We start from the raw sequence: 26,793 nt of genomic DNA on the forward strand, positions 1-26,793 counted from the left end.
CACTTCCCAATCGCCGCGCGCTCAGCGGCCGGTCTTCGGTGCCTTCCAGCGGGCGATGCCGCGGGCCACCAGGTTGAGGATCATGACGAAGGCGATCAGTACGAGGGCGGCGGCCCAGGCGCGGTCGTAGGACGCCTCGCTGCCGACCCGGTACTGCTCCCAGATGTAGAAGGGGAGCGAGGACTGGGCGCCTTCGAAGGGGTTGGCGTTGATCAGCTGGCTGCCGAAGACGAGCAGCATGATCGGAGCGGTCTCACCCGCGATCCGGGCGACGGCCAGCATCACACCGGTCGAGATGCCGCCGACGGCGGTCGGGATGACGACCTTGGTGATCGTCCGCCACTTGGGGACGCCGAGGGCGAGGGAGGCCTCGCGCAGCTCGTTCGGGACCAGCTTGAGCATCTCCTCGGTGGACCGGACCACCACCGGGATCATCAGGATGGTGAGGGCGAGCGAGCCCATGAACCCGGACGGGGACCAGCCGGCCATCAGCATGATCGACAGGATGAAGAGCCCGGCGACGATCGACGGGATGCCGGTCATGACGTCGACGAAGAAGGTCACGGCCCTGGCCAGGTTGCCCTTCCCGTACTCGACCAGGTAGACGGCGGTCAGCAGGCCGACGGGCACGGAGATCAGGGTCGCGAGACCGACCTGCTCCAGGGTGCCGACCAGGGCGTGGTAGACGCCGCCGCCGGTCTCGAAACCGGGGACTCCGGCCATCGAGTGGGTGAGGAAGTATCCGTCGAGGGCCTTCATGCCCCGGCTGACCGTCACCCAGATCAGGGAGAGCAGCGGAAGCACGGCGAGGACGAAGCACACCCAGACGACGCTGGTGGCGAGGCGGTCCCTGGCCTGGCGGCGGTTCTCGACGATCGAGGTGGTCGTGTACGAGACGGCCACGAACAGCAGGGCGGCGACCAGGCCCCACTGGACGCGGCTCTCCCAGCCGGCGGCCAGGCCGATGCCGCAGCCGAGCGCGACGGAGACGAGCGCGAGGGCGGGCTGGGCCCAGCGGGGCAGCCCGCGGCGGCTCAACGTGTTCCCCCGGCGCGGGGCGGGGGCGCCGGCGCGGACGTCCCTCACGGGTGCGTGGCTCATCAGGCGTTCGCCCCCGAGTACTCCTTGCGGCGCGCGATGATCAGCCGTGCGGCGCCGTTGACCAGCAGGGTGAGCACGAAGAGGACCAGACCGGAGGCGATCAGGGCGTCCCGGCCGAACTGGTCGGCCTCGTCGAACTTCGCGGCGATGTTCTGGGCGAACGTCCCGCCGCCCGGGTCGAGGATGTGGAGCGAGATGACGAAGCTCGGGGACAGCACCGTGGCCACGGCCATGGTCTCGCCGAGCGCGCGGCCGAGGCCGAGCATCGAGGCGGAGATGACGCCGGAGCGGCCGAAGGGGAGCACCGACATCCGGATGACCTCCCAGCGGGTCGCGCCGAGGGCGAGTGCGGCCTCCTCGTTCATCCGCGGGACCTGGAGGAAGACCTCGCGGCTCACGCTGGTCACGATCGGCAGGATCATGATGGCGAGCAGGATGCCGACGGTGAAGAGCGAGCGGGCGACGCCGACCTCGGTCTTGTCGAAGACGTACGTCCAGCCCAGGTACTCGTCCAGCCAGAGGTTCAGCCCGCCCAGGTACGGGACGAGGAAGAGGGCTCCCCAGATGCCGTAGATGATCGACGGGACGGCGGCCAGCAGGTCGACGACGTAGGCGAGCGGGGCGGCTATGCGGCGGGGCGCGTAGTGGGAGATGAAGAGGGCGATGCCGACCGCGACGGGGACCGCGATGGCCATGGCGATGATCGAGCTCACGACGGTGCCGAAGAGGAGGACCGCGATGCCGAAGACGGGCGGGTCGCCGGCCGGGTTCCAGTCGAAGGTGGTGAGGAAGTCGCCTTCGTTCTCGGAGATGGCGAGGGCGGCGCGGTAGCCGAGGAACACGGCGATCGACGCCATGATCGCGAGGAGCAGGATGCCCGATCCACGGGAGAGGCCAAGGAAGACCTTGTCCCCCACGCGGCCGGTGGACGCGGCGCGGCGCGAGGCGGCCGGGGGTGCCGGCGGTGTCTCTGTGGGTGTGGTGGAAGCCATGATCTTTCCGGTCTGGTGGGGGAAGGGCCCGCGGGACGCGGTTCCCCTGGCGGCGGTGCACCGGAGGGTGGACGGCGGGGAGGCCGGCCCGGAGTGGTGGTCCGGGCCGGCCTCGGCCGTCGCGGAAGCCGGCCGGTTACGAGAGGCCGTCGACGGTCTCGCGGACCTTGGCGTTGATCTCGGTCGGGATCGGGGCGTAGCCGGCGTCGGTGAGGATCTTCTGGCCCTCGTCCGAGGCCGTGTAGCTGAGGAAGGACTTGACCGTGGCGAGGGACTCGGCCTTGTTGCCGGTGTCGCAGACGACCTCGTAGGTGACCAGGACGAGCGGGTAGGCGCCCTCGGCCTTGGTGGTGTAGTCGAGGTCGAGCGCCAGGTCCTTGCCGGTGCCCTTGATCTTGGCGGCGGCGATGGCCTTGGACGCGTTCTCCGAGGTGGCCTCGGCCGGCGCGGAGGCACCGGTGTCGATCGAGACCGCCGGGATGTCCTGGGACTTCGCGTAGGAGAGCTCGAAGTAGCCGATGGCGCCCGGGACCTGCTTGACCTGGGCCGCGACACCGGAGGAGCCCTGCGCCGCCTGGCCGCCCGGGGCGGGCCACTTCTTCTCTGCCTCGTACTTCCAGTCGTCCGGGGCGGCCTTGCCGAGGTACTTGCCCAGATTCTGGGTGGTGCCGGAGTCCTCGGAGCGGTGGAAGGCCTGGATGGCGGTGTCGGGCAGCTCGACGCCCGGGTTGAGCGCGGCGATCGCGGGGTCGTTCCACTTCTTGATCTTCGTGTCGAAGATCTTGGCGACGGTCGGGGCGTCCAGGACCAGGCCCTCGACGCCGGGCAGGTGGTAGCCGATGGCGATCGGGCCGCCGACCATGGGGAGGTTGATGCCCTGGCCGGACCCGCACACCTTCCTGGACTCCTCGACCTCGTCGGGCTTCAGCGCGGAGTCGGAGCCGGCGAAGCCGACGGTGCCCTGGTTGAAGGCGACGATGCCCTCGCCGGAGGAGGAGGACTTGTAGTTGACCTCCACGCCGGTGCAGGCGGCCATGTAGTTCTTCACCCACAGGTCCATGGCGTTCTTCTGGGCGCTGGAGCCGGAGGCCATCAGCTGTCCCCCGGCGCCCTCGCAGTCGATGTCCGACGCGGCGGTCTTCGGCCCGCCCGCGCTGTCGGTGCCGCCGGTGTTGTCGTCCGAGCCACACGCCGTGAGGACCAGGGCGCCGGACAGGGCGAGGGCACCGAGCGCGGTGGCGCGAAGCCCGTTCTTGCGCTGAAGCTTCACTTTCGGCTGTTCCTTCCAGAAGCCGCCGGGTCGCGCTCGGGGACTCGTCAGTCCCCGTCGTTCTACGGCGGCGCGTGTCGGGGTGGGTGGTGCGGCACTCGGCCGGGCACCGGGTAGGTCCGAAATTAGGCAGAACAGGTGAAGCCGCCGACGGGGGGTGGTGAACGGGAGGTGAACCCTGCCGGACAAAGAAGTTCCCCCTTTATCGGGGCGTGACCTCCCGGCGGTCCGGCGGGGGCGCGACCTCCCGGCGGTCCGGCTGGTGCGGCGCCGGGGGACCCGGCCCGGGGGTCGCGGGGCGCCCTGGGGGGGGCGGGGTGCCCGGTCCTGCGGGAGTGGTGTGCGCGGGGGCGTGGTGCCGCGGGCGGTGAGGGGTTCCCGCGGTGATCGGGGCCGGGCCCGTCACCCGGGGACCGGGGCCTGCGGTGGTTCGGGGCCCGGGGCCGGCCGTGGAGCGGGGCGGGGGTCGGTGGTCAGCGGGTGCCGAGGGACTTCAGCAGTGCGTCGACGAGGGTCCGGTCGCGGGGCTCGGTGATCCGGCGCCGGGCGGCGTCGGGGGGCAGCCAGGCGATGCGGTCGACCTCCCGGCCCGGGGTGAAGCGACCCGGCGCCGGGGCCTCGGCCGCCCAGTAGCTGACCTGCTTGGGGCGGCCGTCCACGAGGTAGCGGACCGTCGGCAGGGCCGGGCCCGGCACCCCCTGGTGGCCGGTCTCCTCACGCACCTCGCGCAGTGCTCCGTCCAGTGCGGGCTCGCCCTGCTTGAGCTTGCCCTTCGGGTGCGACCAGTCGTCGTACCGGGGGCGGTGGACCAGGCAGATCTCGATTTCCCCGGCCGCCCGCGGGGAGCGGCGCCACAGTACGCAGCCGGCCGCGAGGACGGTGCCGTCCGAGGCGCCGCTCATGGCGCCGCCGGTGCGTACCGGTCACGGGGCCCGCCGGGTGCGCGGCATGCTTCCTGCCATGCCTGCTGGAAGGCGAAGCGGGCGGCTTCGACCTCGTGGCGCTGGTCGGCGTGGAGCACACCGAGGGCGTACGCGGTGGCCGGCGCGATACGGGGGGTACGGGCGGCCGCTGCGGCGGCCGCGGCCGCCGCAGCGGCGTCGCGGTGCCGGTCCAGGGTGCGGCCCGCGGCGGTGAGCCGCCGGTCGGGTCCGGTGCCGCATCCGGCCCCCAGCACCTCCTGGGCGTAGACATGCAGCCGCAGCAGCTCCCGTACCTGGTGCCAGGGGGCGTCCTGGGCCTCGCCGGCGGGGGCGGCGGCGAGGCCCAGGACCAGGGCTTCGGCGTTGTACGGGTGGGCCGCGCGGGCCAGCGGCAGTGCGGTGACCGCGGCGAGCAGTCTGCGCTCGGCGACCTCCGCGTGGGCCGCGAGGGCGGCGCCGGTCGCGGCGGGGGTCGCGGCCAGCGGCACATCGGAGGCCAGCAGCGCGACGGCGTCAGCGACCGCGTGGAACCGTGAGGATCCCAGTGCCTGGAGGGCCGCGGAGTGGGCCCGGGTGCGGCCGAGGGTCAGCCGCCGTTCCAGCAGTGCCCCGGCGCGGGCGCCGCCGACGGTGAGGGCGCCGGGCGCCCCGGCGGCCGGGACCGGGGTGGCCGCCGGGCGCGGGGTGGCCGCCGGGCGCGGGGTGGCCGGGGCTTCCTCCGGCGCGGGCCCGTTCTCGACCCGTGTGCCCTCGGCGCGCCCGTCCTCAGCCGGTGTTCCCCCGGCCCACCTGCCCCGCTCCGGCCTGTCCGCCTCCGGCACGCCTGCTTCCGGCCTGTGCGGTTCCGGCACCTCTGACTGCGGTCTGCCCTCGGTCGGTCCGGTCGGTCCGGTCGGTCCGGTCGGTCCGGTCGCGCCGGCCCCGGTCCTGGCCGCAGGCACCGGCTGGGTGCCCGAGAGCCGGGCCAGGGCGTCGAGCAGCCGGTTCAGCCGGGCCGTGCAGGCGTGCTCCTCGGCGAGCACGCCGGAGAGCCAGGCGAGCTCGGTGCGCAGCTGGTCCGCCCAGGCCGGATCGAGCAGGGGCCGGAAGGTGTGGAGTGCCCCGCGGATGCGGTGCGCGGCTTCCCGCAGAGCTCTGGTGGCCTCCGCCGTACGGTGGGTGTCCGCCCCGCTCCGGCCGTGCAGTCGCAGGCCGCGGAGGAAGTCGCCGGCCTGTTTCCGCAGATAGCCGGCCAGGATCTGGTCGGCACCGGCCCCTGGGCCGTGTGGGGGAAGCAACCCCGTCCGCCCGCAGGGCGGGGCCTGCGGCGTCTGGTGCGTGCGCTCTCCGGGCGGGGGGTCGCCCCCGTGCCCGTCGTGCCCCCCGTGCCCGTCGTGCCCCCCGTGCCCGTCGTACGGGGCATACTCGGGCGAATCCGGCAACGCTGCGGGAGTGCCTGCCTGGCGTCGCAGGTCGGGAGGGGCTTTCGCGGCATGCCCTGGCGGCCCCGGGGGGAGGTCACGGTTGTGCACGCCGGCGCCTCCGGGCGTCTATGAGCATCTCCTGGACGTGCCGCAGCGGGTGCCCGTCCCCGTCGGTCGCGTGGCGGGTCCACTCGCCGTCGGCGCCGAGGTGCCAGGACGAGGTGGAGTCGGACATGCCGGATTCCATGAGCCGGGTCAGGGCCGCGCGGTGGGCCGGGTCGGTGACCCGGACGAGTGCCTCGATCCGGCGGTCGAGGTTGCGGTGCATCATGTCGGCGCTGCCGAACCACACCTCGGGCTCGCCGCCGTTGCCGAAGGCGAAGATCCGTGAGTGCTCCAGGAAGCGCCCGAGCACGGAGCGGACCCGTATGTTCTCGGACAGGCCCGGCACACCCGGCCGGATCGCGCAGATCCCGCGGACCCAGACGTCGACCGGCACGCCGGCCCGGGACGCGCGGTAGAGCGCGTCGATGACCGTCTCGTCGACCATCGAGTTGACCTTGATACGGACGTAGGCGGGGCGCCCGGCCCGGTGGTGGACGATCTCCTTGTTGATCCGGGCGACCAGCCCGTCGCGCAGCGACTTGGGGGCGACGAGCAGCCGCCGGTAGGTCTCGCGGCGCGAGTAGCCGGAGAGCCGGTTGAACAGGTCGGACAGGTCGGCGCCGACCTGCGGGTCCGCGGTGAGCAGGCCGAGGTCCTCGTACAGCCGGGCGGTCTTGGGGTGGTAGTTGCCGGTTCCGACGTGCGAGTAGCGGCGCAGCGTGTCCCCTTCCTGCCGGACCACGAGCGACAGCTTGCAGTGGGTCTTCAGGCCGACGAGCCCGTAGACCACGTGGCAGCCGGCCTCCTCCAGCTTGCGGGCCCACTTGATGTTGGCCTGCTCGTCGAAGCGCGCCTTGATCTCGACCAGGACGAGGACCTGCTTGCCGGACTCGGCCGCGTCGATCAGCGCGTCCACGATCGGCGACTTGCCGGAGGTCCGGTACAGCGTCTGCTTGATCGCCAGGACGTCGGGGTCGCCGGCCGCCTGCTCCAGGAAGGCCTGGACGGAGGTGGAGAACGAGTCGTACGGGTGGTGCAGGAGCACGTCCCGCTCGCGCAGCGCGGCGAAGATGTCGGGGGCCGACGCCGACTCGACCTCCGAGAGGTCGCGGTGGGTGCCGGCGATGAACTTCGGGTACTTCAGCTCGGGCCGGTCGAGCGAGACGATCCCGAACAGGCCGGTCAGGTCCAGCGGACCCGGCAGCGGGTAGACCTCGGCCTCGGAGATCTTCAGCTCCCGGACCAGCAGGTCCAGCACGTACGGGTCGATGGACTCCTCGACCTCCAGCCGGACCGGTGGGCCGAACCGGCGGCGCAGCAGCTCCTTCTCCAGGGCCTGGAGCAGGTTCTCCGCGTCGTCCTCCTCGACCTCGAGATCCTCGTTCCTGGTCACCCGGAACATGTGGTGCGCGAGCACCTCCATGCCGGGGAAGAGCTCCTCGAGATGGGCCGCGATGACGTCCTCGAGCGGCACATAGCGCTGCGGGGAGGCTTCCAGGAAGCGGGTCAGCAGCGGTGGCACCTTCACCCGGGCAAAGTGGCGGTGGCCGCTGACCGGGTTGCGGACGACCACGGCGAGGTTCAGCGACAGGCCCGAGATATACGGGAAGGGGTGGGCGGGGTCCACGGCCAGCGGGGTGAGGACCGGGAAGATCTGCTGGCGGAACAGGGTGAACAGGCGGGCCTGCTCCTTGTCCGTGAGTTCGGGCCACCGTATGAGGTGGATGCCCTCGTCGGCGAGGGCCGGGCCGACCTCCTGCTGGAAGCAGGCGGCGTGCCGGGCCATGAGCTCGCGGGAGCGGTTCCAGATCAGCTCCAGCACCTCGCGGGGCTGCAGCCCTGAGGCGGAGCGGGTCGCGACGCCGGTCGCGATGCGGCGCTTGAGTCCGGCCACCCGGACCATGAAGAACTCGTCCAGGTTCGAGGCGAAGATCGCGAGGAAGTTCGCCCGCTCCAGGAGCGGTGTGCCGGGGTCCTCGGCGAGCTCCAGGACCCTCTCGTTGAACGCGAGCCAGCTGCGCTCGCGGTCCAGGAAGCGGCCCTGGGGCAGCTCGGCGCCCTCGGCGTCGCCGTCGTAGGCGTCGAGGTCGGCGTCGATGTCGGGCTCCAGGCCGGAGACCGCGGCGGACATCGCGCGCGGGCGGTGCGCGGCGATGGAGCCGACGGACGGCTGGGGGCTGTGGACCGGTACCTCGGCGGGCTGCTGGCTCATGGACCCATTGTTCCGCGCAAAGGGGTGACCGGGCGCGCCGGAGCGGGCCCCGGCGGGGTGGGGGCGCCCGTTCCGCGGGGCGGTGGGCACAGCGGTCTGCATTCCGCGAGGGTCGCAAGAGTGCCTGAATGGCCGGTAACGAGAACATGACGTCCGGGGTGGCCCCCGGGCGCCTCATGCGTCGTGTCATGCGTCGTGCCCACCGTCCGGCGGTGTGGCACCCGTGAGCGGCCCGGTCTGTCCGCCGGCGTCCGGCCGGGCACGGGTGCGTCTCGCGGCACAGCGGCGCCGCAGATGGTCGCCGGCCTCACCAAGAACGATCACGAACAGTGCCGAGGCCGCGCATCCCAGGAGGGCCGGTGGCTGACCGGCTGCCCGGCCGAGCAGCCACAGCGCGGCGGTGAGGAAGGCCCACCACGCCGTCCACGCGCCGAGAACGGACCAGCGGACTCCGGCTGTCGCCTCACGGCGGGCCGCGTGCGCCGTGCCGCGCCGGACGGAGGGCGCACGCCGCCCGGGCCCGTTCCACACGCCCAGGCGCGCCAGTCTGCGCTGCCGGCCTCGCTCGGCCAGCGCGGTGAGGGAGAAGAGCAGGCCCACGACCGCCCCCAGGAACAGCGCCGCGTCCGGGGGTTCCTCGCCCGGGGACGTTGCCAGGAAGAAGAGGGCGGAGGGTGCGAACATGCACAGACCGGCACCGATCGGGTGACCCGCCGCCCATATCTGCACCCGGGTCGGAGCCCGCTGACCCCCGAGAGCACGGTCCACCGACCAGAAGGCGGCCGCCGCTGCCCGGTTCCACTTCGCCACGAGTGAGGAGAGTGCGGCAGGAGCTGCCCGCCGCGGCGTCCGCGTCCGGGCCGGTCGTCCGTGAGCTGTCGGCCGGCCCGCGCGGTGCGCCCCCGGGGCTCGCCCCTGCCGCTGCGGGCGGTTCACGTCTCCGTGCGGTACATCAGGTCCACCTCGTGCGTGGTGAACCCGAGCCGCTCGTACACCCGCAGGGCCGCCGGGTTGTCGGCGTCGACGTACAGCATGGCCGTGGGCACCCCCTGGGCCGCGAGGTGGCGCAGCCCGATCGCGGTCAGGGCCCCGCCGAGGCCGGTGCCCTGGGTGTCGGGGCGGATGCCCAGTACATACACCTCGCCGAGCTGGTCCTCGGCGTGCAGCTTCGTCCAGTGGAAGCCCACGATCTCGCCGTCGCGCTCGGCGAGGAAGAAGCCCTTGGGGTCGAACCAGGCCTCCTCCTTGCGGTCGTCGAGGTCGCGCTGGGTGATCGAGCCCTGTTCGGGGTGGTGGGCGAAGGCGGCCGCGTTGACCGCGAGCCAGGCGGTGTCGTCCCGGCCGGGCGCGAAGGCGCGGACCGTGACACCGTCCGGAAGGGCGGGTTCCGGAATGTCGAGCGGAGCCAACGGGCGGCGCAGCTGCCGCAGTTCACGGAACAGGCTCAGGCCGAGCACCTGGGCGAGATGGCGGGCCGCGGACTTGCCGCCGTGCGCCCACATCCGCAGCCGCTTGCCGGAGGCGCCGAGCACCGCGTTGCCCAGGGCCCGGCCGTGGCCGCGGCCGCGGTGTGCCGGGTGGACGACCAGTTCGGCGGCGGGGGCCTCCACCGGGTCGGTGCCTTCCAGTTGCGCGTACCCGCGGAGGTCCCCGGCCACGGTGAGCACGAAGTGCCGTACGCCCTCGCGCCGGCCGTGGCGCAGATACAGCCGGCCCTGTTCCGAGACGGCCTGGACCCCGTCGGCGTCGGCGGCTGCGGACAGCATGCCGAGTACGTCGTCGGCCAGCTCGGGGGTGAGCTCGTCAAGCGTCGTGATCTGCCGGCCGGGCTCGATGGCGGCGGGAGCTGCGTCAGTCATACGACGAGGGTACGGCGCCCGCCCGAACCCGATCGGATACCAGCTCGTAACCCGCTACCCCCTGTCGCGCTACGCGCGTTGACTCTAGGCTGCCCGGCTGAGGACAGTCATTTCACGCTGAACGGACAAGGGGACAGATGTCAGCCACATCGCACCAGAGGCGCCGCCGCATCATCGCGGCCGCCGCCGGACTGACCACTGTCGGCGCACTCGTCGCCGCGATGCCCGCGGGGGCTCACGACCGCGGCGAGAGGCACGGCCAGGACCACGGATACGGCTACGGCCGCACCGTCGACGTCCAACTGCTGTCCTTCAACGACCTGCACGGCAACCTGCAGCCGCCCGCCGGCTCGGCGGGCCGCGTCACCCACGCCGACGAGGACGGCACCACCCACACCATCGACGCGGGCGGCGTCGAGTACCTCGCCACGCATCTGCGCGAGGCCCGCAAGGGCAACCGCTACTCCATCACGGCCGCCGCCGGCGACATGGTCGGCGCCTCGCCGATGCTCTCCGGCCTCTTCCACGACGAGCCGACCATCGAGGCGCTGAACAAGCTGAAGCTCGATGTGACCTCGGTCGGCAACCACGAGTTCGACGAGGGTGCCAGGGAGCTCGCCCGGCTCCAAAACGGCGGCTGCCACCCGGTCGAGGGCTGCTACGAGAAGAAGGCCAACGGCAAGCCGAAGACCTTCCGCGGGGCTGACTTCCCGTACCTCGCGGCCAACGTCACCGACGAGAAGTCCGGCCGCCCGCTGCTGGACCCCTACTTCGTCTGGGAGAAGGACGGGGTGAGGATCGGCTTCATCGGCGTCACCCTGGAGGGCACCCCGGACATCGTCAGCGCCGAGGGCATCAAGGGCCTGAAGTTCGGCGACGAGATAGAGACGATCAACAAGTACGCCAAGGTGCTCGAGCGCAAGGGCGTGAAGTCGATCGTCGCGCTGCTGCACGAGGGCGGCGCGCCGGCCTCCGGCTCGTACAACTACGACTGCGACAGCCCCGGCCCGGGCGACGGCATCTCCGGCCCGATCGTCGACATCGCCAAGAACGTCAGCCCCCAGGTCGACGCGCTGATCACCGGTCACACCCATCAGGCGTACGCGTGTACGATCCCGGACCCGTCCGGCACGCCGCGCACGGTCACCTCGGCCGCCTCGTTCGGCAGGCTCTACACGGACACGACGCTCACCTACGACCGCCGCACCGGCGACATCGTGCGCACGTCCGTGGCCTCCGCCAACCACGTCGTCACCCGTGACGTGCCCAAGGCCGCGGACATGACGCGGCTGATCGACCGCTGGGACGCGCTGGCCGCGCCGATCGCCGGCAGGCCGGTCGGCTACATCTCCGCGGACATCGAGAACCCCTCCGGCGCGCCCGAGCGCCCGGCCGGCAACCTGATCGCCGACGCGCAGCTGGAGGGCATGGCCCCGGCCGACAAGGGCGGCGCGCAGCTCGCGCTGATGAACCCGGGCGGCATCCGCGCCGGCCTGGTCCACCAGGCGTCCGGCAGCGAGGGCGACGGCGTCGTGACCTACGGCGAGGCGTTCACCGTACAGCCGTTCACCAACATGGTGACGGCGGTCGACCTGACCGGCGCGCAGCTGATCACGGCTCTGCAGCAGCAGGTCAGCGGCGCCAACCAGGCCGCACCGAAGATCCTCCAGGTGTCGAGCGGCTTCACCTACACCCTGGACATGACGAAGAGCGGCGCCGACCGGATCGTCACGGACTCGGTGCGGCTGAACGGCGAGCCGATCGACCTGGCCAGGACGTACCGTGTCGCGATGAACGAGTTCCTCGCGGGCGGCGGCGACGGCTTCGCCGTGCTCAAGGAGCACGGGAACAAGCTGGTGGGCGCGTCCGACCTGGACATGCTCAACGCCTACTTCGCCGCGCACTCCAGCCCGGACGCCCCGCTGGCGCCGCCGGCCACGGGCCGGATCACGGTCGTCGAGTGACCTGCTGAGCCGGGCGAAGGCAGGGGGCGGCGGACCGCGGGTCCGCCGCCCCCTGCCGTACTCCCCGCGGTCTCCGCCGGCCGGCCTCCCGGTGGCTTTCCGATCCGCCGGTTCGCCTTCCGCCGGGTGTTCGGGCCGCCGGTTCGCCTTCCGCCGGGTGTTCGGGCCGCCGGTTCGCCTCCCGCCGGCGTTCCGGCCGCCGGTTCGCCGGTTTCCCCGCGGCTCCTGTCAGGGCCCGTCGCTTCGCGCGGTCCCCGTACCGCGAACACCCGGTCAGGGCCGGTCGGAGCCCGCATCCGGCACGACCGACCGCACCTCCGGCGAGACGTCCGGCACTTCCGGCGAGACGTCCGGCGCCCCCGGCGGAGGGGTCGGCGCCCCCGGCAGCCGGATCACCGCCACGGTGCCGCCGCCCTCCGCCGGACGCAGCTCCACCTCCCCGCCCGCCTGCCGCACGGTTCTGGCCACGATCGACAGCCCCAGTCCCGAGCCGGGCAGCGCACGGGCCGACGGCGAGCGCCAGAACCGCTCGAAGACATGGGGGAGTTCCTCCGGCGGCACCCCGGGGCCGTGATCGCGCACCGTCAGCACCCCGCGGTCGAGCCCCACCTCGACCGTCCCGCGCCGCGGCGAGAACTTCACCGCGTTGTCCAGCACGTTCACGACGGCCCGCTCCAGAGCCGCGGGCTCGGCCCGCACGTACCAGGGCCGCAGCCCGGCCTCCATCCTGAGCTCGGGGCCGCGCAGCCGCGCCCGCTCCAGCGCGCTCCGGGTGATCTCGTGCAGCGCGACGACCCGGACTTGGCCGGGCGCCGCGCTGTCCGGCCGGGACAGCTCCTGGAGATCGCCGATCAGCGCGGCGAGCTCGGACATCTGCGCCCGCACGGAGGCCAGCAGCGCCGTCCGGTCCCCCGGCGGCAGGGCCCGGCCGGTCTGCTCGCTGCGGACCAGCAGGTCGATGTTCGTCCGCAGCGAGGTCAGCGGGGTGCGCAGCTCGTGGCCGGCGTCCGCGATGAGCTGCGCCTGCCGGTCCCGGGAGGACGCCAGCGCCGCGGTCATCTGGTTGAAGGAGCGCGAGAGCCGTGCGATCTCGTCCTCGCCCTCCACCGGGATCCGCACGGTCAGGTCCTCGGTGCGGGCCACGTGCTCGACGGCGTCGGTGAGCCGGTCGACGGGCTTCAGACCGGTGCGGGCGACCCACAGGCCGGCGGCACCGGCGGCGACGACCCCGGCGCCGGCGAGGAAGGTGAGGAGGAGGGCGAGGCGGCTCAGGGCGGTGTCGATCTCGTTGAGGGGCCGGGCGACCATGACGGCGACCTGCTGGCCCCGCACCGGCCGGGACACGGTGTGGACCCGCACCTCGTCGCCGTCGTCCGTGACGCTGCCGTGCAGTGCGTCCTTCCGCAGCCCCTGCGCCACGGCGAGGTCGTCGGGCTTCACCTTCACCGGCTCCGTGTACGGGGTGGCGCACCGGGTGCCGTCGGGGAGGAGGACCTGGACGTACGCGAAGGCCCGCGCGTCGTCGGTTGTCCTCGCAGGTGTTGTCCCGCACGCGGCCAGCGCGGTCGCGACCGAGTCGGGCGGCGCACTGGTGTTGCGCAGCGAGTTGTCGAGTTCGTCGCGCAGCTGCGCCCGTGCCAGCAGCCAGCAGGCGACGGCGACCGCGGCGACCGCGGCCGCCACGGCGGTCGCCGTCAGCAGCGCCAGTCGTGACCGCAGCGGCAGGGCGCGGAATCTGCGGATCACTCCGGCGAACCCTCCCGCAGTGCGTAGCCCACTCCCCGGACGGTGTGGACCAGCCGCGGCTCCCCGCCCGCCTCGGTCTTGCGGCGCAGATACATCACATAGACGTCAAGTGAGTTGGAGCTCGGCTCGAAGTCGAAGCCCCAGACGGTCTTGAGGATCTGCTCGCGGGTCAGTACCTGCCTCGGGTGCGCCAGGAACAGCTCCAGCAGGGTGAACTCGGTACGGGTCAGCCCGACCCGGCGCGCGCCGCGGGTGACCTCGCGGGTGACCAGGTCCATCCGGAGGTCGGCGAACGACAGCACCTCGCCGGGGTCCCCGCCGCCGGGCCCGGCGGCCGCATACGAACTGCGCCGCAGCAGTGCCCTGATCCGCGCCAGCAGCTCGTCCAGCTCGAACGGCTTCACCAGGTAGTCGTCGGCCCCGGCGTCGAGGCCGGTGACGCGGTCGCCGACGGTGTCCCGGGCGGTCAGCATCAGGATCGGCAGGGTGGAGCCGGCCGACCGCAGCCTGCGCGCCGCGGTCAGTCCGTCCATGCGCGGCATCTGGACGTCCAGGACGACCAGGTCCGGCCGGCAGGACTCCACCTTGGCGAGCGCATCGGCGCCGTCGACGGCGATATCGGCGGTGTACCCCTCGAAGGCGAGGCTGCGCTGGAGCGCCTCGCGTACTGCGGGCTCGTCGTCGACGACGAGGATGCGCCCGCCGTCGTCCGGTGTGGAGGTCATGGCCCCAGCGTCGCACGCTCTCAGGCGTCGCCGCCCGCGCGGAGGGTGTCCAGGTCGGCCTTGACGGTGTCGATGGGGATGGCGAACCCGAGACCGACGCTGCCCGCGGTCGAACCGGTTGCGGAACTGGGCGAGTACATGGCGGAGTTGATGCCGATGATCTCACCGTTCATGTTGATCAGCGCGCCGCCGGAGTTGCCCGGGTTGAGCGAGGCGTCGGTCTGGATGGCCTTGTAGGTGGTCTTGGTGTCGCCGGTGTCGCCGTTGAACTGCCGGCCGCCGAACTCGAAGGGCCAGATCTCCCGCGGGCTCTGCCGCCCCTGCCCTTGCCCCGCGCCGCCGGCGTCCCCCTCGTCCTTGGCGACGGTCACGTCCCGGTCGAGGGCCGAGACGATGCCGCTGGTCACGGTACCGGTGAGGCCCTCGGGGGAGCCGATCGCGACGACCTCGTCGCCGACCTCCACACTGCTCGAGTCGCCGAGGGTGGCCGCTGTCAGGCCCTCGGCCCCCTGCACCTCGATCAGCGCCAGATCCTTGTCGGGGTCGGTACCGACGACGTCCGCGGTGTACGTGCTGCCGTCGCTGAGTGTGACCTTGACCGTGTCGGCTCCGGCGACCACGTGGTTGTTGGTCACGATCTCGCCGTCCGAGGTGATGATCACGCCCGAGCCGGTGGACTCGCCCGCGCCGGACGTGGCGTTGATCTCCACGATGCTGGGGGAGACGGCCTGTGCGACACCCGCGACGGTGCCCTTGGCGCTCTGGGACACCGTCGTTCCGTTGACGGCCGCTGAGGCTGCGGTCGCGGTCGTGGTGGTGAACTGCTCCACGAGCGCCGCGGCCCCGCCGCCGACGGCAGCGGCCGCGATGGCCACGGCCGCGATCAGCGCGACGGGCCGCTTGGCGCGGGCCCGGTGGCCGGTGGCTGCGGACGCCTCGGGGGCGTGCGGTGGCGGCGGTGGGTACGTCCCGTCGCCGGGGTCCGGGTACGGGTACGGGTACGGGGAGGCGGGCGGGTACGCGTCCCCGTACCCGTCCCCGTGCGCTTGTGCCGGCGCTTGAGCCTGCGCTTGTGCCTGCGCTTGCGAGGGAGCGTGCGGGTCCGAGTGCGGGTACGCGGGGCCGGAGGGGGTGCCGTCGTCGCCGCTGCGGTGGTGGTGGTGGTCCGTCATATGACGACTGTCGGGCCCGTACATGAAAGAGCGCTGAGGACGCCCTGAGAAGCCCGACAGAAGCGTGTATGCGCCATGTAAAATCGACGTCCCCGCGGTCCCGAAGTCCCCTGCGGGACAATCCGTGGCCCGGCCCCGTAGGCCCTGCCCGCCCTTGCCAGGGCTGCGTGCCGCCCCTGCGGGGCATCGGCGGCGCCCGGGGGCCGGGGGTCCCGCTCGCGCGGCCCGGGTGTCCGTGCCCATCCGGTGCGGGTGTCCGTGCGGCGCGGCCCGGGTGTCCGCACTCGTCCGGCCCGGCGGCCCGTGCCCGCCCGGTTCGGGTGCCCGTGCCCTCCGGTCGGCCGCTTCGGGTGCCCGTGCCCTCCGGTCGCCCGGAAGGCCCCCCTCGCCTCGGGTCAGCCGTCGCAGCCGCAGGAGCGGCGCACGATCAGCGCCGAGGGGAACAGCCTGACCCGCTCCCGCCGCGATCCGACCACCCGCAGACCGTCGTCCAGCACCAGGTCGACCGCCGCGCGGGCCATCGCCGGCCGGTCGGATGCGATCGTCGTCAGCGGCGGATCGGTCAGCGCGGCCTCCTTGACGTCGTCGAAGCCCGCCACGGCGAGTTCACCGGGAACGTCGATCCGCAGCTCCCGGGCCGCCCTCAGCACCCCGATCGCCTGGTCGTCCGTCGCGCAGAAGATCGCCGGAGGCCGCTGGGCGCCCGACAGCAGCTCCAGGGCCAGGCGATAGGCGTCGTACCGGTTGTACGGCGCCGAGAACAGACGGCCCTCCGTGGACCGCCCGGACTCCAGCATCGCCCGCCGCCAGCCCTCGACGTGGTCGGCCACCGGGTCGCCCACCGACGGGGTCTCCTCGACCCCGCCGAGGCACGCCACATACGGGTGACCGTGCTCCAGCAGATGCCGCGTGGCGAGCTGCGCACCGCCGATGTCGTCCGTCACGACGGCGACGTCGTCGATCGCTTCGGGGCGTTCGTGGAGCAGCACCACACGGGCGTCCCAGGCCTCGATCTCCGCCGCGGCCCGGTCGCTCGGGCCCTGGCTGACCAGGATCAGCCCGGCGACCCGCATACCGAGAAAGGCCCGCAGATAGTGGACCTCGCGCTCGTCGCGGTAGTCCGAGTTGCCGACCAGGACCATCTTTCCGCGGTCGGCCGCGGCCCGCTCCACCGCGTGGGCCATCTCCGCGAAGAACGGCTGCCTGGCGTCCGGCACGATCATGCCTATGAGGTCGGTGCGCCGGGAGGCCATCGCCTGCGCCACCCGGTCGGGCCGGTAGCCCAGCTCCTTGATCGCGGCGAGTACCCGCTCGCGCGTGGCCGGTGCGACCGGCCGGGGTCCGTTGTTGATGACATAGCTGACGACCGCGGTCGAAGTACCCGCCAGTCGCGCCACATCGTCCCGCGTCACCTTGGCCACGCGCGCAGTCTACGCGTGGTGACCTACCTCCGGGCAGGGCGTACGGCGGCTTCGACACCCCCGGCCGCGCCCCCGTCCGCGTCGTCGGTCACGCCCTCGGTCACGCCGTCGGTCACGCCGTCGGTCACGCCGTCGGTCACGCCTCGATCACGTCGGCGCTCGGGGCGGTGGATCCGGCCGGCGCCCGCTTCGCCTTCGCGGCGGCCGCCCCCTCCGCCGGGCGCTCGGCCTTCTCCGGCTTCTCGGGGCTGACGAAGCGGTAGCCCACGTTGCGCACGGTCCCGATGAGGGACTCGTGCTCGGGGCCGAGCTTGGCGCGCAGCCGCCGCACATGCACGTCGACCGTGCGCGTGCCGCCGAAGTAGTCGTAGCCCCAGACCTCCTGGAGCAGCTGGGCCCGGGTGAAGACCCGGCCGGGGTGCTGGGCCAGGTACTTCAGCAGTTCGAACTCCTTGAAGGTCAGGTCCAGGACCCTGCCCTTCAGCTTCGCGCTGTACGTCGCCTCGTCGACGGACAGATCACCGTTGCGGATCTCCAGGGGGGAGTCGTCGGATGTGAGCTGCCGGCGGCCCGTCGCCAGCCGCAGCCGGGCCTCCACCTCGGCGGGCCCGGCGGTGTCCAGCAGCACGTCGTCGATGCCCCAGTCGGCGGTGACGGCCGCGAGACCGCCCTCCGTGACGACGAGGATCAGCGGGCAGCCGGGCCCGGTGGAGCGGAGCAGCTGGCAGAGGCTGCGCACCTGGGGCAGGTCCCGCCGCCCGTCGACCAGGATCACGTCGGCGCCCGGGGTGTCGACGAGGGCCGGGCCCTCCGCAGGGGCGACCCGCACGTTGTGGAGCAGGAGGCCGAGTGCGGGAAGCACCTCCGTGGACGGCTGGAGGGCGTTGGTGAGGAGCAGCAGGGAACTCATCGCGCCCCACCTGCCCCGGCCGCCGCCCCTGTCCGGGTGGTCGTTGGTCGGTCGTGCACGGTTCGCTCGCCCATGACGTCGGTTCCTCCTCGTCCCTGCGAGAGGGGGTCCCCGCGACACCCGAAGGCCGCGCGGGGACTGTGCGGCACCTGCTTCTTGCCCGGTCGCGGCCTCCCGCGCCCAGGGGTTCCGCGATCGCCTCGTTCACCTGTCTGTAACAACGGCCTGCAAACACAAAAGGACCCGGGGGCTGCGTCGCCCGGATCCTCTGCCCAGCAGAATAGCCCACATGACCGCCGGGTCGGAGGGCCGATTCCACCGTGTGGATGTTTCCTCGATCACCCCGGGATCGGTGCGCGCAACTTCGAGGACCTTCGACGGGGTGTGCGTCGGGGCCCGCCAGGAGCCCCGCGCGGCCGGGTACGAGGGGAGCCGGGGCGCCGTCCGGTGGGCCGGTTCGGCGGGTTCGACCGGTTCGGTGGGTTCGGCGGGTTCAACCGGTTCGGTGGGGCGGGTGAGTGCGGTGGGGCCGGTGAGCTTGGTGGGGTCGACAGGGCCGGTGCGGGTGGCGCGTCGGGTGGGGTCGGCGGGGCCAGTGCGGGAACACGGCCGGCGACGCGCTGCTTGAGCGCCTCGGGGACTGGCCCGTCCGCGCATAGCCCATGATGGGCAGTCGATGAGCGGACAGACGGAAGAAGACGACGGGGAGAGGAGTGCCGCGATGGCAGCGGGGACCATCCGCTACTGGGCTGCGGCCAAGGCCGCAGCCGGGGTGGCCGAGGAGCCGTACGCCGCGGAGAACCTTGCCGAGGCGCTGGAGGCCGTCCGTGAGAGGCATCCGGGCGAACTCGTCCGGGTACTCAGGCGGTGCTCCTTCCTCGTCGACGGCGCGCCCGTGGGGACCCGCGGGCATGAGACCGTACGGCTGGCCGAGGGCGGCACGGTCGAGGTGCTCCCGCCGTTCGCAGGAGGGTGAACCGCAGAGCATGAGCAGCGACCAGCAGAATCCGTACGGTGCCCACGACCCCTACGGACAGAATCCACCGGAACCGCATGCCGCCGGGACCTGGCACAATCCGCCGGACCACCACGTGACCCAGACCTGGGAAGGGCAGACCTGGGACACCCAGTACCAGCCGGTGGTCGACCACGCGCAGCACGCCCCGTATGCGCAGGGCGGCCCGTATGCGCAGGGCGCCGCGTACGCGCCGGGCGACGGTCACCACGCGCCGGGCGCCCTGGGGCCCCAGGGTGTTCCGTACGCGCAGGGCAACCCGTATGCGCAGGGCGGCCCGTATGCGCAGGGTGGTCCGCATCCGCAGGGCGCCGCGTACGCACCCGACGGCGGTCACCCCGCGCCGGGCGGCGGTCACCGCGTGGGCGCAGCCGCCGCGGATACCGCGTATCCGCCGCCGGTGGGGGCGTCCCCGTCGCCCCGTACGGCGCACCCGCTGCCGCCGGAGGGGCGGCCGGGCGCGCCCGCGGGGTACGGACCGCAGGGCGCCTCCTACGGCCCGGTGCCGGAACCCCCGGCGGCGGGCGGATCCCCCGCGGGTGCCGCGCCCGCGTACGGCGCACCCACCACCCTGGGCAACACCCGGGTCACCGATGCCCAGCGCGCCCGCGCCGAGGGCCGTTCGCCGATCATCCCGCCCGGTGTGCGGCCCGCCGGCCTCACGGCCCTCCTCGGTCTGCTGCTCGCGGCGACCGCCGGCGCCTCCCCGTACCTGCTGCTGTTCCCGCTGATCGCGCTGCAGGGACTCACCGCGGCCGGTTGGTTCAGGCTGAACGGGATGTGGCCCGCACGCCAGGGCATCGCGCTCGCCTTCGCCGGCGGTCTCGCCGCCGATGCCGTGCTGCTGGCCGCGGGCCGGGAGCACGCCCCGGCCGCGCTCATCGGCACCCTCGGCGTGTGGGTTCTCCTCACGCTCGTGCTGCAGCTGCGCAGCCGTGCGTCGGCGGACGAGCGGATGTACGGACTGATGGCGACGATCGCCTCCGCCGCGCTGACGATCGTCGCGGCCGGGTTCCTCGCAGCCGCCCCGGGGGCGGTCACGGCAGGTGGTGCAGCGGTCGCCGCCGCGGCGCTGGCCCGGGCGCTGCCGCTCCCCGGAGCCGCTTCCGCGGCGGTGGCCCTGCTGGGAGCCGCTGCCGCCGGTGCCGTGGCGGGTGCGGTGAGCGGTGTCGGTACGGCCGCGGTGCTGCCGGCCATGGGGGCCGGGATGTGTGCTCTGGTGGGCCTGCGGGTGGCGAGCTACGACTACCCCTCCCGGTTCGTGCACATGACGGCCGGTGTCGCACTGCCGCTCACCGCCGCGGCGCCGATCGTGCTGCTGCTCGGACGGGCGATCGGCTGACCTCGGCGAGGCCGGCCCGTACCGGATCGGCCTCGCCCGGACCGGACCGGACCGGACCGTGCCGGGCTGGTGCCGGTCCTGGCCCCCCGGTCGTGGTCCCCCGGTCCGGGCCGGTCCGGTCCGGGAACCACCGACGTGCCAGGAACGTCGATCACTGAGTCCGCTTCCGTCCGGGAGCGGTGTCGACAGGGGTGGGAGAAACACGCGTGCGCGCACTGCGAATACTGCTGATCACCGCGGTGGTCCTGGGCGGCCTCTTCGTCGCCGCGGACCGGCTGCTGCTCTCCTACGCGGAGCAGGAGGCCGCCGAGAAGGTCAGGGCTCGCCAGGGTGCTTCCGGCACGACAGAGGTGTCGATCGCGGGCTTCCCCTTCCTGACCCAGGTCGCGGGGAAGGAACTGGAGCGTGTCGACGTCACCGTCCGGGGCGTCGAGGCGAGCGCCGGCGGGCGCAGGATGGTCATCAGCGAGATGTCTGCCGCGCTGCGCGATGTGCGTCTCGGCGGCGGCTTCTCCAGTGCCACGGCGACGACCGCGACCGGTACCGCCCGCATTTCGTACGCCGACCTCGCCAAGGCGGTCGAAGAGGACGTCACGGTGGCGTACGGCGGAAACGGCAAGGTGAAGGTCACCGGCACGGTCGACATCGGCGGCCGGACGCTGTCCCGCAGCGTGGTCTCCACGGTCAGCCTGGTCGACGGGGGCACGATCCGGGTGCGGGCCGACGAGGTGCCCGGGGAGGGCATACCGATGCTCGAGAACCTCATCCGGCAGAAGACCGACTTCGACCGGGAGATCAGCGGTCTGCCGCAGGGGATGGAACTGGAGAAGGTACAGGTGGAGGAGGGCGGCTTCGTCATCACCGTCACGGGCAGAAACGTTCCGCTGACCGGCTGAAGCCGCCCGCCGGGTATCCGTTCGCCTGCCGCCTGCCGCCTGCCGCCTGCCGCCTGCCGCCTGCCGCCTGCCGCCCGTGGCGCGCCCGCGCTGTTCGCGCTACTGGACGGGTTCGCCGGTTCGCGCCTGCCGCCTGCCGCCTGCCGTCCTGCCGCCGGGCGCCCGGGTGCCCTGCTGCTGTGCCGGGCGGCTCGGCGACGGGGCCGCTTCCGCGCCCCGGTTGTTGCCCGGTCGGATGCTGAGACGTTTCTGTCCGCTCCGCAGATGGTGCGCCCGGCGACCGTCCCGCCGTCCTGCCCGGTGGGCCGGGTGGTGGTCGATCATTCCATAATTCGGACGATCGTGTCTCACGATACGACATGCCGGTGACACGGCCGCCGACTCGTCCCTACGATCGGACACATGAAGCGACAGGCGGAACTCACGAAGCGGCGGGCAGTCGACCTGTGCCGTGTCGCCGCCATGCTCTGTCGCGGCATCTGAGCGGAAGCGTCGGCTTCCGTATTCCCCGGGCCCTTCTGACCTGCCATGGATCAGGGCCAACCCCGTGCCCGACGCCCTCGCGGCGTACCGCACATCCCGCGCGAGACCCCAGCGCACACTCGCCGCACACTGCCCCGGAGGAGAGACAGCATGAGCCGCAGCGACGTTCTGGTAGACGCCGACTGGGTCGAGGCCCGCCTCGACGACCCGAAGGTCGTCGTCGTCGAGGTCGACGAGGACACCTCGGCCTACGACAAGAACCACATCAAGAACGCCGTCCGGATCGACTGGCAGAAGGACCTCCAGGACCCGGTCCGCCGTGACTTCGTGGACCAGGCCGGCTTCGAGAAGCTCCTGTCGGAGAAGGGGATCGGCAACGACGACACCGTCGTCCTCTACGGAGGCAACAACAACTGGTTCGCCTCGTACGCGTACTGGTACTTCAAGCTCTACGGCCACCAGGACGTGAAGCTCCTCGACGGCGGGCGCAAGAAGTGGGAGCTCGACTCCCGCGACCTCGTCGACGGTTCCGAGGTCCCGGAGCGCCCCGCCACCGAGTACAAGGCCAAGGCCCAGGACGCGTCCATCCGCGCGTTCCGCGACGACGTGGTGGCCGCGATCGGCAGCCTGAACCTGGTGGACGTCCGTTCGCCCGACGAGTTCAGCGGCAAGCTGCTCGCCCCGGCCCATCTGCCGCAGGAGCAGTCGCAGCGCCCCGGCCACGTGCCGACCGCCCGTAACATCCCCTGGTCGAAGAACGCCAACGACGACGGCACCTTCAAGTCGGACGACGAGCTCAAGGCCCTCTACGCCGGGGAGCAGGTCGACCTGGCGAAGGACACCATCGCCTACTGCCGCATCGGTGAGCGCTCCGCCCTGACCTGGTTCGTCCTGCACGAGCTGCTCGATGTGGAGAACGTCAAGAACTACGACGGTTCCTGGACCGAGTACGGCTCGCTCGTCGGCGTCCCGATCGAGCTCGGCGCCAACGCGTGAGTCCCGGACCCTCCGGAAGGCACGTTCCGGTCTCCCCGGAACTCCCGGAACTCCCGGAACTCCCGGAACTCCCGGGCCTCCGGACCCCGACCCCTCGACCGTAAGGACGGAAAAGCATGTGTGGAGCGAAGGCCGGCGGCCCCGACGCCTCGACGATCAAGCCCGGTGAGACCACTATCCAGGGCCAGGTGACCCGCGACGGCGAGCCGGTCACCGGCTATGTGCGCCTGCTGGACGCGACCGGCGAATTCACCGCCGAGGTCCCGACCTCGGCGACCGGGCAGTTCCGCTTCTACGCGGCGGAAGGGACGTGGACCGTGCGGGCCCTCGTCCCTGGCGGCACGGCGGACCGTACGGTCGTCGCGCAGACGGGCGGCCTCTCCGAGGTGGCCATCGCCGTCTGACGGCCCGGTCCGGACCGGCCGAAGGGCCGCACCCCAGGGGGTTGGACGCTTTCCTGGACACGGGTGCGGCCCTTCGTGCCGTCGGCGGTGCCCTTCCCGCAGGCGGCGTGGCCCTGGCTGCCGCCGGATGCGCCGCGTCCTACGCTGGAGGCATGTACGCGCGGCGCCGTCACGCCTACTTCCTGCTGATGGGCGGATGCCTCGTCCTCTTCGTCTCCGCCTGGGCCTTCGTACGTCTGTGGTCGGTGCCGGTCGCCGTGGCCATGTGCGTCGTCGCCATGGTGATCCCGCCGCTCGCGGCGGTGGTGGCGAACCGGCGGGGGCCGGAGGACCGCTGGTGGGACGACCCATCGGGTGATCCGCAGTCCGACGAGTGGTGGGACGAACTGGACGGCAGGCGGAAGCCGGGTCAGGACCAGGGGCCCGATCAGGGCCCGGGTTCGGGTTCGTCTCCGTGACGCTTCGGGTTCGTCTCCGTGGTGTGGTGCCCGGCGAGCCGGATCACCCGGGATCGCGTCGGCGATCTCCGGGTGCGGCCCGGTCGCCGGCCACCTCGCGCAGGGGTGCCGGCCTGGTGCTGAAGCTGCCGCCCGGTGTCACCTGCCGCCGCAGCGTGCCCGCCGCGACCTCGCCGAGGTCGCGGAGCGCTTTTCGCGGGCGCCCTCCCCCTGCCCACGCCGGCCGAGGGATTCGACGCCGGCGACGCATCGCGAGGACGGACACGGCCTCAACCAACCGGGCCGCGTCCACGGCGGAGGCCCTCAGTTACGCCGCCGATCCGCGTGACCGGTACGGGCGCTCACGCGCTCACGCGCTCACGACTGACAGGGTGTCCGCTTACGGGCTGCCCCAAGCCCGGACGGGGCGCGGTTCGACACCGGCGGCCCCGGCCTCGCCGCCGACCCGGTCCCGCCGCGACGGGGCACATTCGCCTGATGCGGCACTAGTAGACGAGTGCCTGGGTGCCGTCGGCCATCGCCTCGCTCACGAAGACCTGCGCGCCCGCGATCCGTACGCCTCCGATCACGTCCTTCTGTGTGATCTCGCGCCGTGCCGCGCACTGCGTGCAGAGCGTGACTCGCCCGGCCGCCAGGACCGACTCGATGAGATCCGGCAGCGGTGCCGCGTGCGGGAGTTCGAATTCCGCGGCCCGGCCCGGCAGGGCGAACCACGACGACTCGCCCGTCAGCCAGAGCGAGACCTCCACTCCGCTCGCCACCGCGACGGCGGCGACCGTGAAGGCCTGCGAGCAGCGTTCGGGGGCGTCGGCCCCGGCGGTCACCTTGATCACGAGCTTCTTGGCCATGGGACGCACTGTAACGGGGGGAGGCTGTCCGGCCGCCCTCGCGGAGAGCGCCGCGCCCCCGCCGACTAAGCTGGGGTGCGGCCCGATCTGCCTTCGCGCTCATCCGAGGAGCACCTGTGATTGTTTTCTTCGAACTGCTGCTGGTCCTGGTGTGTGTGGGCGTCCTCGCCTTCACCGGCCTGGCCGTGAAGAAGCTGTACCAGGGCCAGCGCTAGTCCTTATCCCACTGACCGACAGAGCCAGCCATGATCGAGATCCCGTCAGACCTCAACCCCGAGCTCGTGCCGCTCGCGTTTCTCCTCGGCACCTGGGAAGGCGTCGGCGTGTCCGACTTCCCCGGCTCGGAGAAGTGCAACTTCGGCCAGTCCGTGACCTTCAGCCACGACGGCCGGGACTTCATCGAGTACGTCTCGCACAGCTGGGTGCTGGACTCCGAGGGCAGGAAGGTCCGCCCCCTGGAGAGCGAGTCCGGCTACTGGAGGATCGACAAGGACCGGAAGGTCGAGGTCGTGATGGTGCGCGACCAGGGCGTCGTGGAGGTCTGGTACGGCGACCTCGCGGACAAGAAGCCGCAGATCGACCTGGCCACGGACGCGGTCGCGCGCACCGTCTCCGCCCCGCCGTACGCCGCCGGCAAACGGCTCTACGGCTATGTGAAGGGCGACCTGATGTGGGTCGGTGAGAAGTCCACCCCCGAGGTGCCGCTGCGGCCCTATATGTCGGCTCACCTGAAGAAGACCGTCACGCCCGAGCAGGTCGAGGCATGGGCCAAGGACCTCGGTGATCTGCCGGACGACGGCATCGCCTTCTTCAAGTGACCTGAAGTGGCCCCTGCGCCTGCCCCGGCTCGCGCAGCGGTCCGTGCCGTGCGTGCCGTGCGCGCCCTGCGTGCCCTCGGCCGTCCGTACCGCGCGCGGTACGGACCGGACCGCAGGCGCAGTTCCCGGGGACCGGCCGCGGCTCCCGCACGGCGAACGGGGGCGCGGGCGGGACCGCGTCCCGACGCGGTCCCGGCCCCGGCCCCGGCTGCCTACACTGGACGTGTGGTGAGCACCGACTGGAAGAGTGATCTGCGGCGGCGCGGTTACCGTCTGACCCCGCAGCGCCAGCTCGTCCTCGAGGCCGTTGACGCCCTGGAGCACGCGACGCCCGACGACATCCTCGTCGAGGTGCGCAAGACCGCGTCCGGGGTGAACATCTCGACGGTCTACCGGACCTTGGAGCTGCTGGAGGAGCTTGGCCTGGTCTCGCACGCCCACCTCGGGCACGGCGCCCCCACCTACCACCTGGCGGACCGGCACCACCACCTCCACCTGGTCTGCCGCGACTGCGGGGACGTGATCGAGGCGGACGTCGACGTGGCCGCCGGGTTCACCGCGGAACTCCGGGAGAAGTTCGGCTTCGCCACCGATATGAAGCATTTCGCGATCTTCGGCCGGTGCGTGAAGTGCGAGGGACGGGTCGCGGACGGCCGGTCGTAGGCTTGGGCCCATGAAGAGCCCTCTGCTGTCCCTGCCCGGCGCCGTCCCGGCCGAGGGGCGCGACGAAGGTGTCGCCGCGCATTACGGCGACCTGTTCCGCGAGCAGCGTGCCCTCGCCGGCGGCACCGGTTTCGTCGACCTCTCGCACCGGGGTGTGATCACCGTCTCCGGGAAGGACCGGCTCGCCTGGCTGCATCTGCTGCTCACCCAGCACGTCAGCGGGCTGCCCCCCGGGGAGGCCGCCGAGGCGCTGATCCTCTCCGCGCACGGCCACATCGAGCACGCGCTGTACCTCGTGGACGACGGCGAGACGGTGTGGGCCCATGTCGAACCGGGGACCCGGGAGGCGCTCCTCGCGTACCTGGAGTCGATGAAGTTCTTCTACCAGGTGGACATCGGTGACCGTACGGACGAGTTCGCCGTGGTGTTCCTGCCGGCCGGTTCGATCGCGGAGGCCCCCGAAGGCGTGGTCGTACGGGAGACCCCGCAGGGCCGCGACTTGTTCCTCCCGCGTGCCGCGCTGGAGTCGTACGCCGCGGCCAACGGCCCGGCGATCGGTGTCCTGGCGTACGAGGCCCTGCGGGTGGAGACGCACCGCCCGCGGCTGGGCTTCGAGACCGACCACCGCACCATTCCGCACGAACTCGGGCTGATCGGCGCCGCCGTGCACCTGCAGAAGGGCTGCTACCGGGGGCAGGAGACCGTGGCACGCGTCCACAACCTGGGGAAACCGCCGCGCCGGCTGGTGTTCCTGCACCTCGACGGCAGCGAGGTGCATCTCCCGGGGCACGGTACGCCGGTCCGGCTGGCCGCGGACGGTGCGGACGGCCGCCGGCTCGGCTTCGTCACGACGTCGGCACGCCACCACGAGCTGGGCCCGATCGCCCTGGCCCTGGTGAAGCGGAACGTACCGGTGGACGCGGAACTGATGGCCGGGAGCACGGCGGCGGCCCAGGAGGTCGTGGTCGAGCCGTAGCGGTGCCCTCAAGATCGTGAAATCGCTTCCGCCGTGCCCGGTTTCCCACCGTTGGCCTTCACCCCCGCGCGCATTCCGGGGCGAGCCGTGA

Annotated in this window: 25 protein-coding genes; 11 read left to right on the forward strand and 14 right to left on the reverse strand. The window is 72.5% G+C overall.

What is annotated here, in order from left to right:
- Positions 1–21: 21 nt before the first annotated feature.
- The 8 genes from pstA to mshD all read right to left on the reverse strand — a co-directional run bounded on the left by pstA (position 22) and on the right by mshD (position 9,865).
- Entirely contained in the window at positions 22–1,101 is a 1,080-nt protein-coding gene (pstA, locus tag SCWH03_RS13920) for a phosphate ABC transporter permease PstA (protein WP_173264547.1), read from the reverse strand.
- Positions 1,101–2,093 carry a phosphate ABC transporter permease subunit PstC gene (gene pstC / locus SCWH03_RS13925; protein ID WP_173264548.1) on the reverse strand — a complete coding sequence of 331 codons (993 nt, stop codon included), beginning with the start codon at positions 2,091–2,093 and terminating at the stop codon, positions 1,101–1,103. The genes pstA and pstC overlap by 1 nt, the downstream gene beginning before the upstream one ends.
- 136 nt (positions 2,094–2,229) lie before the next feature.
- Positions 2,230–3,363 carry a phosphate ABC transporter substrate-binding protein PstS gene (gene pstS / locus SCWH03_RS13930; protein WP_173264549.1) on the reverse strand — a complete coding sequence of 378 codons (1,134 nt, stop codon included), beginning with the start codon at positions 3,361–3,363 and terminating at the stop codon, positions 2,230–2,232.
- A 473-nt stretch (positions 3,364–3,836) separates the two neighbouring features.
- A complete protein-coding gene (locus tag SCWH03_RS13935) occupies positions 3,837–4,265 on the reverse strand; it encodes an NUDIX hydrolase (protein ID WP_173264550.1) in 429 nt (142 codons plus the stop codon).
- Positions 4,262–5,563, reverse strand: a complete 1,302-nt coding sequence (locus SCWH03_RS13940; RefSeq protein ID WP_173264551.1) for a CHAD domain-containing protein — start codon at positions 5,561–5,563, stop codon at positions 4,262–4,264. Before SCWH03_RS13940 ends, SCWH03_RS13935 begins: the two co-directional genes overlap by 4 nt.
- Positions 5,564–5,783: 220 nt before the next feature.
- Positions 5,784–8,006: an RNA degradosome polyphosphate kinase gene (locus tag SCWH03_RS13945; RefSeq protein ID WP_173264552.1), complete on the reverse strand. Its 2,223-nt coding sequence runs from the start codon at positions 8,004–8,006 to the stop codon at positions 5,784–5,786.
- A 186-nt stretch (positions 8,007–8,192) separates the two neighbouring features.
- On the reverse strand, positions 8,193–8,816 hold the full coding sequence (locus tag SCWH03_RS13950) for a hypothetical protein (protein ID WP_173264553.1): 624 nt from the start codon (positions 8,814–8,816) through the stop codon (positions 8,193–8,195).
- 122 nt (positions 8,817–8,938) lie between these two features.
- Entirely contained in the window at positions 8,939–9,865 is a 927-nt protein-coding gene (gene mshD, locus SCWH03_RS13955) for a mycothiol synthase (RefSeq protein WP_173264554.1), read from the reverse strand.
- Positions 9,866–10,002: 137 nt separating this feature from the next.
- Between mshD and SCWH03_RS13960 the strand changes: the two genes are divergently transcribed.
- Positions 10,003–11,829, forward strand: coding sequence for a bifunctional metallophosphatase/5'-nucleotidase (locus SCWH03_RS13960; RefSeq protein ID WP_173264555.1), 1,827 nt, complete (start codon positions 10,003–10,005; stop codon positions 11,827–11,829).
- A 273-nt stretch (positions 11,830–12,102) separates the two neighbouring features.
- On the opposite strand, the gene SCWH03_RS13965 is transcribed toward SCWH03_RS13960, so the two are convergent.
- From SCWH03_RS13965 to SCWH03_RS13985, 5 genes are all read right to left on the reverse strand, one after another.
- Complete coding sequence (locus tag SCWH03_RS13965; protein WP_173264556.1) at positions 12,103–13,575, reverse strand: sensor histidine kinase; 1,473 nt, start codon at positions 13,573–13,575, stop codon at positions 12,103–12,105.
- Entirely contained in the window at positions 13,572–14,300 is a 729-nt protein-coding gene (locus SCWH03_RS13970; protein WP_173264557.1) for a response regulator transcription factor, read from the reverse strand. The genes SCWH03_RS13965 and SCWH03_RS13970 overlap by 4 nt, the downstream gene beginning before the upstream one ends.
- Positions 14,301–14,320: 20 nt before the next feature.
- On the reverse strand, positions 14,321–15,472 hold the full coding sequence (locus tag SCWH03_RS13975) for a S1C family serine protease (RefSeq protein WP_173264558.1): 1,152 nt from the start codon (positions 15,470–15,472) through the stop codon (positions 14,321–14,323).
- 395 nt (positions 15,473–15,867) lie between these two features.
- Positions 15,868–16,893, reverse strand: coding sequence for a LacI family DNA-binding transcriptional regulator (locus SCWH03_RS13980; RefSeq protein ID WP_173264559.1), 1,026 nt, complete (start codon positions 16,891–16,893; stop codon positions 15,868–15,870).
- A gap of 136 nt (positions 16,894–17,029) precedes the next feature.
- On the reverse strand, positions 17,030–17,803 hold the full coding sequence (locus SCWH03_RS13985) for a response regulator transcription factor (protein WP_173264560.1): 774 nt from the start codon (positions 17,801–17,803) through the stop codon (positions 17,030–17,032).
- Between the two features lie 721 nt (positions 17,804–18,524).
- Between SCWH03_RS13985 and SCWH03_RS13990 the strand changes: the two genes are divergently transcribed.
- From SCWH03_RS13990 to SCWH03_RS14015, 7 genes are all read left to right on the forward strand, one after another.
- Positions 18,525–18,779, forward strand: coding sequence for a MoaD/ThiS family protein (locus tag SCWH03_RS13990; RefSeq protein ID WP_173264738.1), 255 nt, complete (start codon positions 18,525–18,527; stop codon positions 18,777–18,779).
- 10 nt (positions 18,780–18,789) lie between these two features.
- Positions 18,790–20,160, forward strand: coding sequence for a hypothetical protein (locus SCWH03_RS13995; protein ID WP_173264561.1), 1,371 nt, complete (start codon positions 18,790–18,792; stop codon positions 20,158–20,160).
- Positions 20,161–20,366: 206 nt separating this feature from the next.
- Positions 20,367–21,056 carry an LmeA family phospholipid-binding protein gene (locus SCWH03_RS14000; protein WP_173264562.1) on the forward strand — a complete coding sequence of 230 codons (690 nt, stop codon included), beginning with the start codon at positions 20,367–20,369 and terminating at the stop codon, positions 21,054–21,056.
- A 402-nt stretch (positions 21,057–21,458) separates the two neighbouring features.
- A complete protein-coding gene (locus tag SCWH03_RS29880; protein WP_371872679.1) occupies positions 21,459–21,539 on the forward strand; it encodes a putative leader peptide in 81 nt (26 codons plus the stop codon).
- Between the two features lie 150 nt (positions 21,540–21,689).
- Complete coding sequence (locus tag SCWH03_RS14005; RefSeq protein WP_173264563.1) at positions 21,690–22,535, forward strand: sulfurtransferase; 846 nt, start codon at positions 21,690–21,692, stop codon at positions 22,533–22,535.
- A gap of 116 nt (positions 22,536–22,651) precedes the next feature.
- Positions 22,652–22,939 carry a DUF1416 domain-containing protein gene (locus SCWH03_RS14010; RefSeq protein ID WP_173264564.1) on the forward strand — a complete coding sequence of 96 codons (288 nt, stop codon included), beginning with the start codon at positions 22,652–22,654 and terminating at the stop codon, positions 22,937–22,939.
- Positions 22,940–23,091: 152 nt separating this feature from the next.
- Positions 23,092–23,397 (forward strand): DUF3099 domain-containing protein, encoded by a 306-nt coding sequence (locus tag SCWH03_RS14015; protein WP_173264565.1) that lies wholly within the window; start codon positions 23,092–23,094, stop codon positions 23,395–23,397.
- 485 nt (positions 23,398–23,882) lie between these two features.
- Here the strand turns inward: SCWH03_RS14015 and SCWH03_RS14020 are convergent, their stop codons facing one another.
- Positions 23,883–24,245 carry a DsrE family protein gene (locus SCWH03_RS14020; RefSeq protein WP_173264566.1) on the reverse strand — a complete coding sequence of 121 codons (363 nt, stop codon included), beginning with the start codon at positions 24,243–24,245 and terminating at the stop codon, positions 23,883–23,885.
- 245 nt (positions 24,246–24,490) lie between these two features.
- On the opposite strand from SCWH03_RS14020, the gene SCWH03_RS14025 reads away from it, so the two are divergent.
- The 3 genes from SCWH03_RS14025 to ygfZ all read left to right on the forward strand — a co-directional run bounded on the left by SCWH03_RS14025 (position 24,491) and on the right by ygfZ (position 26,702).
- A complete protein-coding gene (locus tag SCWH03_RS14025; RefSeq protein WP_173264567.1) occupies positions 24,491–25,063 on the forward strand; it encodes a heme-binding beta-barrel domain-containing protein in 573 nt (190 codons plus the stop codon).
- Between the two features lie 225 nt (positions 25,064–25,288).
- Complete coding sequence (locus tag SCWH03_RS14030) at positions 25,289–25,726, forward strand: Fur family transcriptional regulator (RefSeq protein WP_173264568.1); 438 nt, start codon at positions 25,289–25,291, stop codon at positions 25,724–25,726.
- Positions 25,727–25,736: 10 nt separating this feature from the next.
- Positions 25,737–26,702, forward strand: coding sequence for a CAF17-like 4Fe-4S cluster assembly/insertion protein YgfZ (gene ygfZ / locus SCWH03_RS14035; protein ID WP_173264569.1), 966 nt, complete (start codon positions 25,737–25,739; stop codon positions 26,700–26,702).
- Positions 26,703–26,793 lie beyond the last annotated feature (91 nt).

Origin of the sequence: Streptomyces pacificus (assembly GCF_011766325.1) — a bacterium.
Taxonomy (GTDB): domain Bacteria; phylum Actinomycetota; class Actinomycetes; order Streptomycetales; family Streptomycetaceae; genus Streptomyces; species Streptomyces pacificus.

Bases quoted from the DNA above. Each gene is read 5' to 3' on its own strand.
- pstA (WP_173264547.1), bottom strand. From the start codon at position 1,101: ATGAGCCACGCACCCGTGAGGGACGTCCGCGCCGGCGCCCCCGCCCCG.
- pstC (WP_173264548.1), bottom strand. From the start codon at position 2,093: ATGGCTTCCACCACACCCACAGAGACACCGCCGGCACCCCCGGCCGCC.
- SCWH03_RS13935 (WP_173264550.1), bottom strand. From the start codon at position 4,265: ATGAGCGGCGCCTCGGACGGCACCGTCCTCGCGGCCGGCTGCGTACTG.
- SCWH03_RS13945 (WP_173264552.1), bottom strand. From the start codon at position 8,006: ATGAGCCAGCAGCCCGCCGAGGTACCGGTCCACAGCCCCCAGCCGTCC.
- mshD (WP_173264554.1), bottom strand. From the start codon at position 9,865: ATGACTGACGCAGCTCCCGCCGCCATCGAGCCCGGCCGGCAGATCACG.
- SCWH03_RS13960 (WP_173264555.1), top strand. From the start codon at position 10,003: ATGTCAGCCACATCGCACCAGAGGCGCCGCCGCATCATCGCGGCCGCC.
- SCWH03_RS13970 (WP_173264557.1), bottom strand. From the start codon at position 14,300: ATGACCTCCACACCGGACGACGGCGGGCGCATCCTCGTCGTCGACGAC.
- SCWH03_RS13975 (WP_173264558.1), bottom strand. From the start codon at position 15,472: ATGACGGACCACCACCACCACCGCAGCGGCGACGACGGCACCCCCTCC.
- SCWH03_RS13985 (WP_173264560.1), bottom strand. From the start codon at position 17,803: ATGAGTTCCCTGCTGCTCCTCACCAACGCCCTCCAGCCGTCCACGGAG.
- SCWH03_RS13990 (WP_173264738.1), top strand. From the start codon at position 18,525: ATGGCAGCGGGGACCATCCGCTACTGGGCTGCGGCCAAGGCCGCAGCC.
- SCWH03_RS13995 (WP_173264561.1), top strand. From the start codon at position 18,790: ATGAGCAGCGACCAGCAGAATCCGTACGGTGCCCACGACCCCTACGGA.
- SCWH03_RS29880 (WP_371872679.1), top strand. From the start codon at position 21,459: ATGAAGCGACAGGCGGAACTCACGAAGCGGCGGGCAGTCGACCTGTGC.
- SCWH03_RS14005 (WP_173264563.1), top strand. From the start codon at position 21,690: ATGAGCCGCAGCGACGTTCTGGTAGACGCCGACTGGGTCGAGGCCCGC.
- SCWH03_RS14010 (WP_173264564.1), top strand. From the start codon at position 22,652: ATGTGTGGAGCGAAGGCCGGCGGCCCCGACGCCTCGACGATCAAGCCC.
- SCWH03_RS14015 (WP_173264565.1), top strand. From the start codon at position 23,092: ATGTACGCGCGGCGCCGTCACGCCTACTTCCTGCTGATGGGCGGATGC.
- SCWH03_RS14020 (WP_173264566.1), bottom strand. From the start codon at position 24,245: ATGGCCAAGAAGCTCGTGATCAAGGTGACCGCCGGGGCCGACGCCCCC.
- SCWH03_RS14025 (WP_173264567.1), top strand. From the start codon at position 24,491: ATGATCGAGATCCCGTCAGACCTCAACCCCGAGCTCGTGCCGCTCGCG.
- ygfZ (WP_173264569.1), top strand. From the start codon at position 25,737: ATGAAGAGCCCTCTGCTGTCCCTGCCCGGCGCCGTCCCGGCCGAGGGG.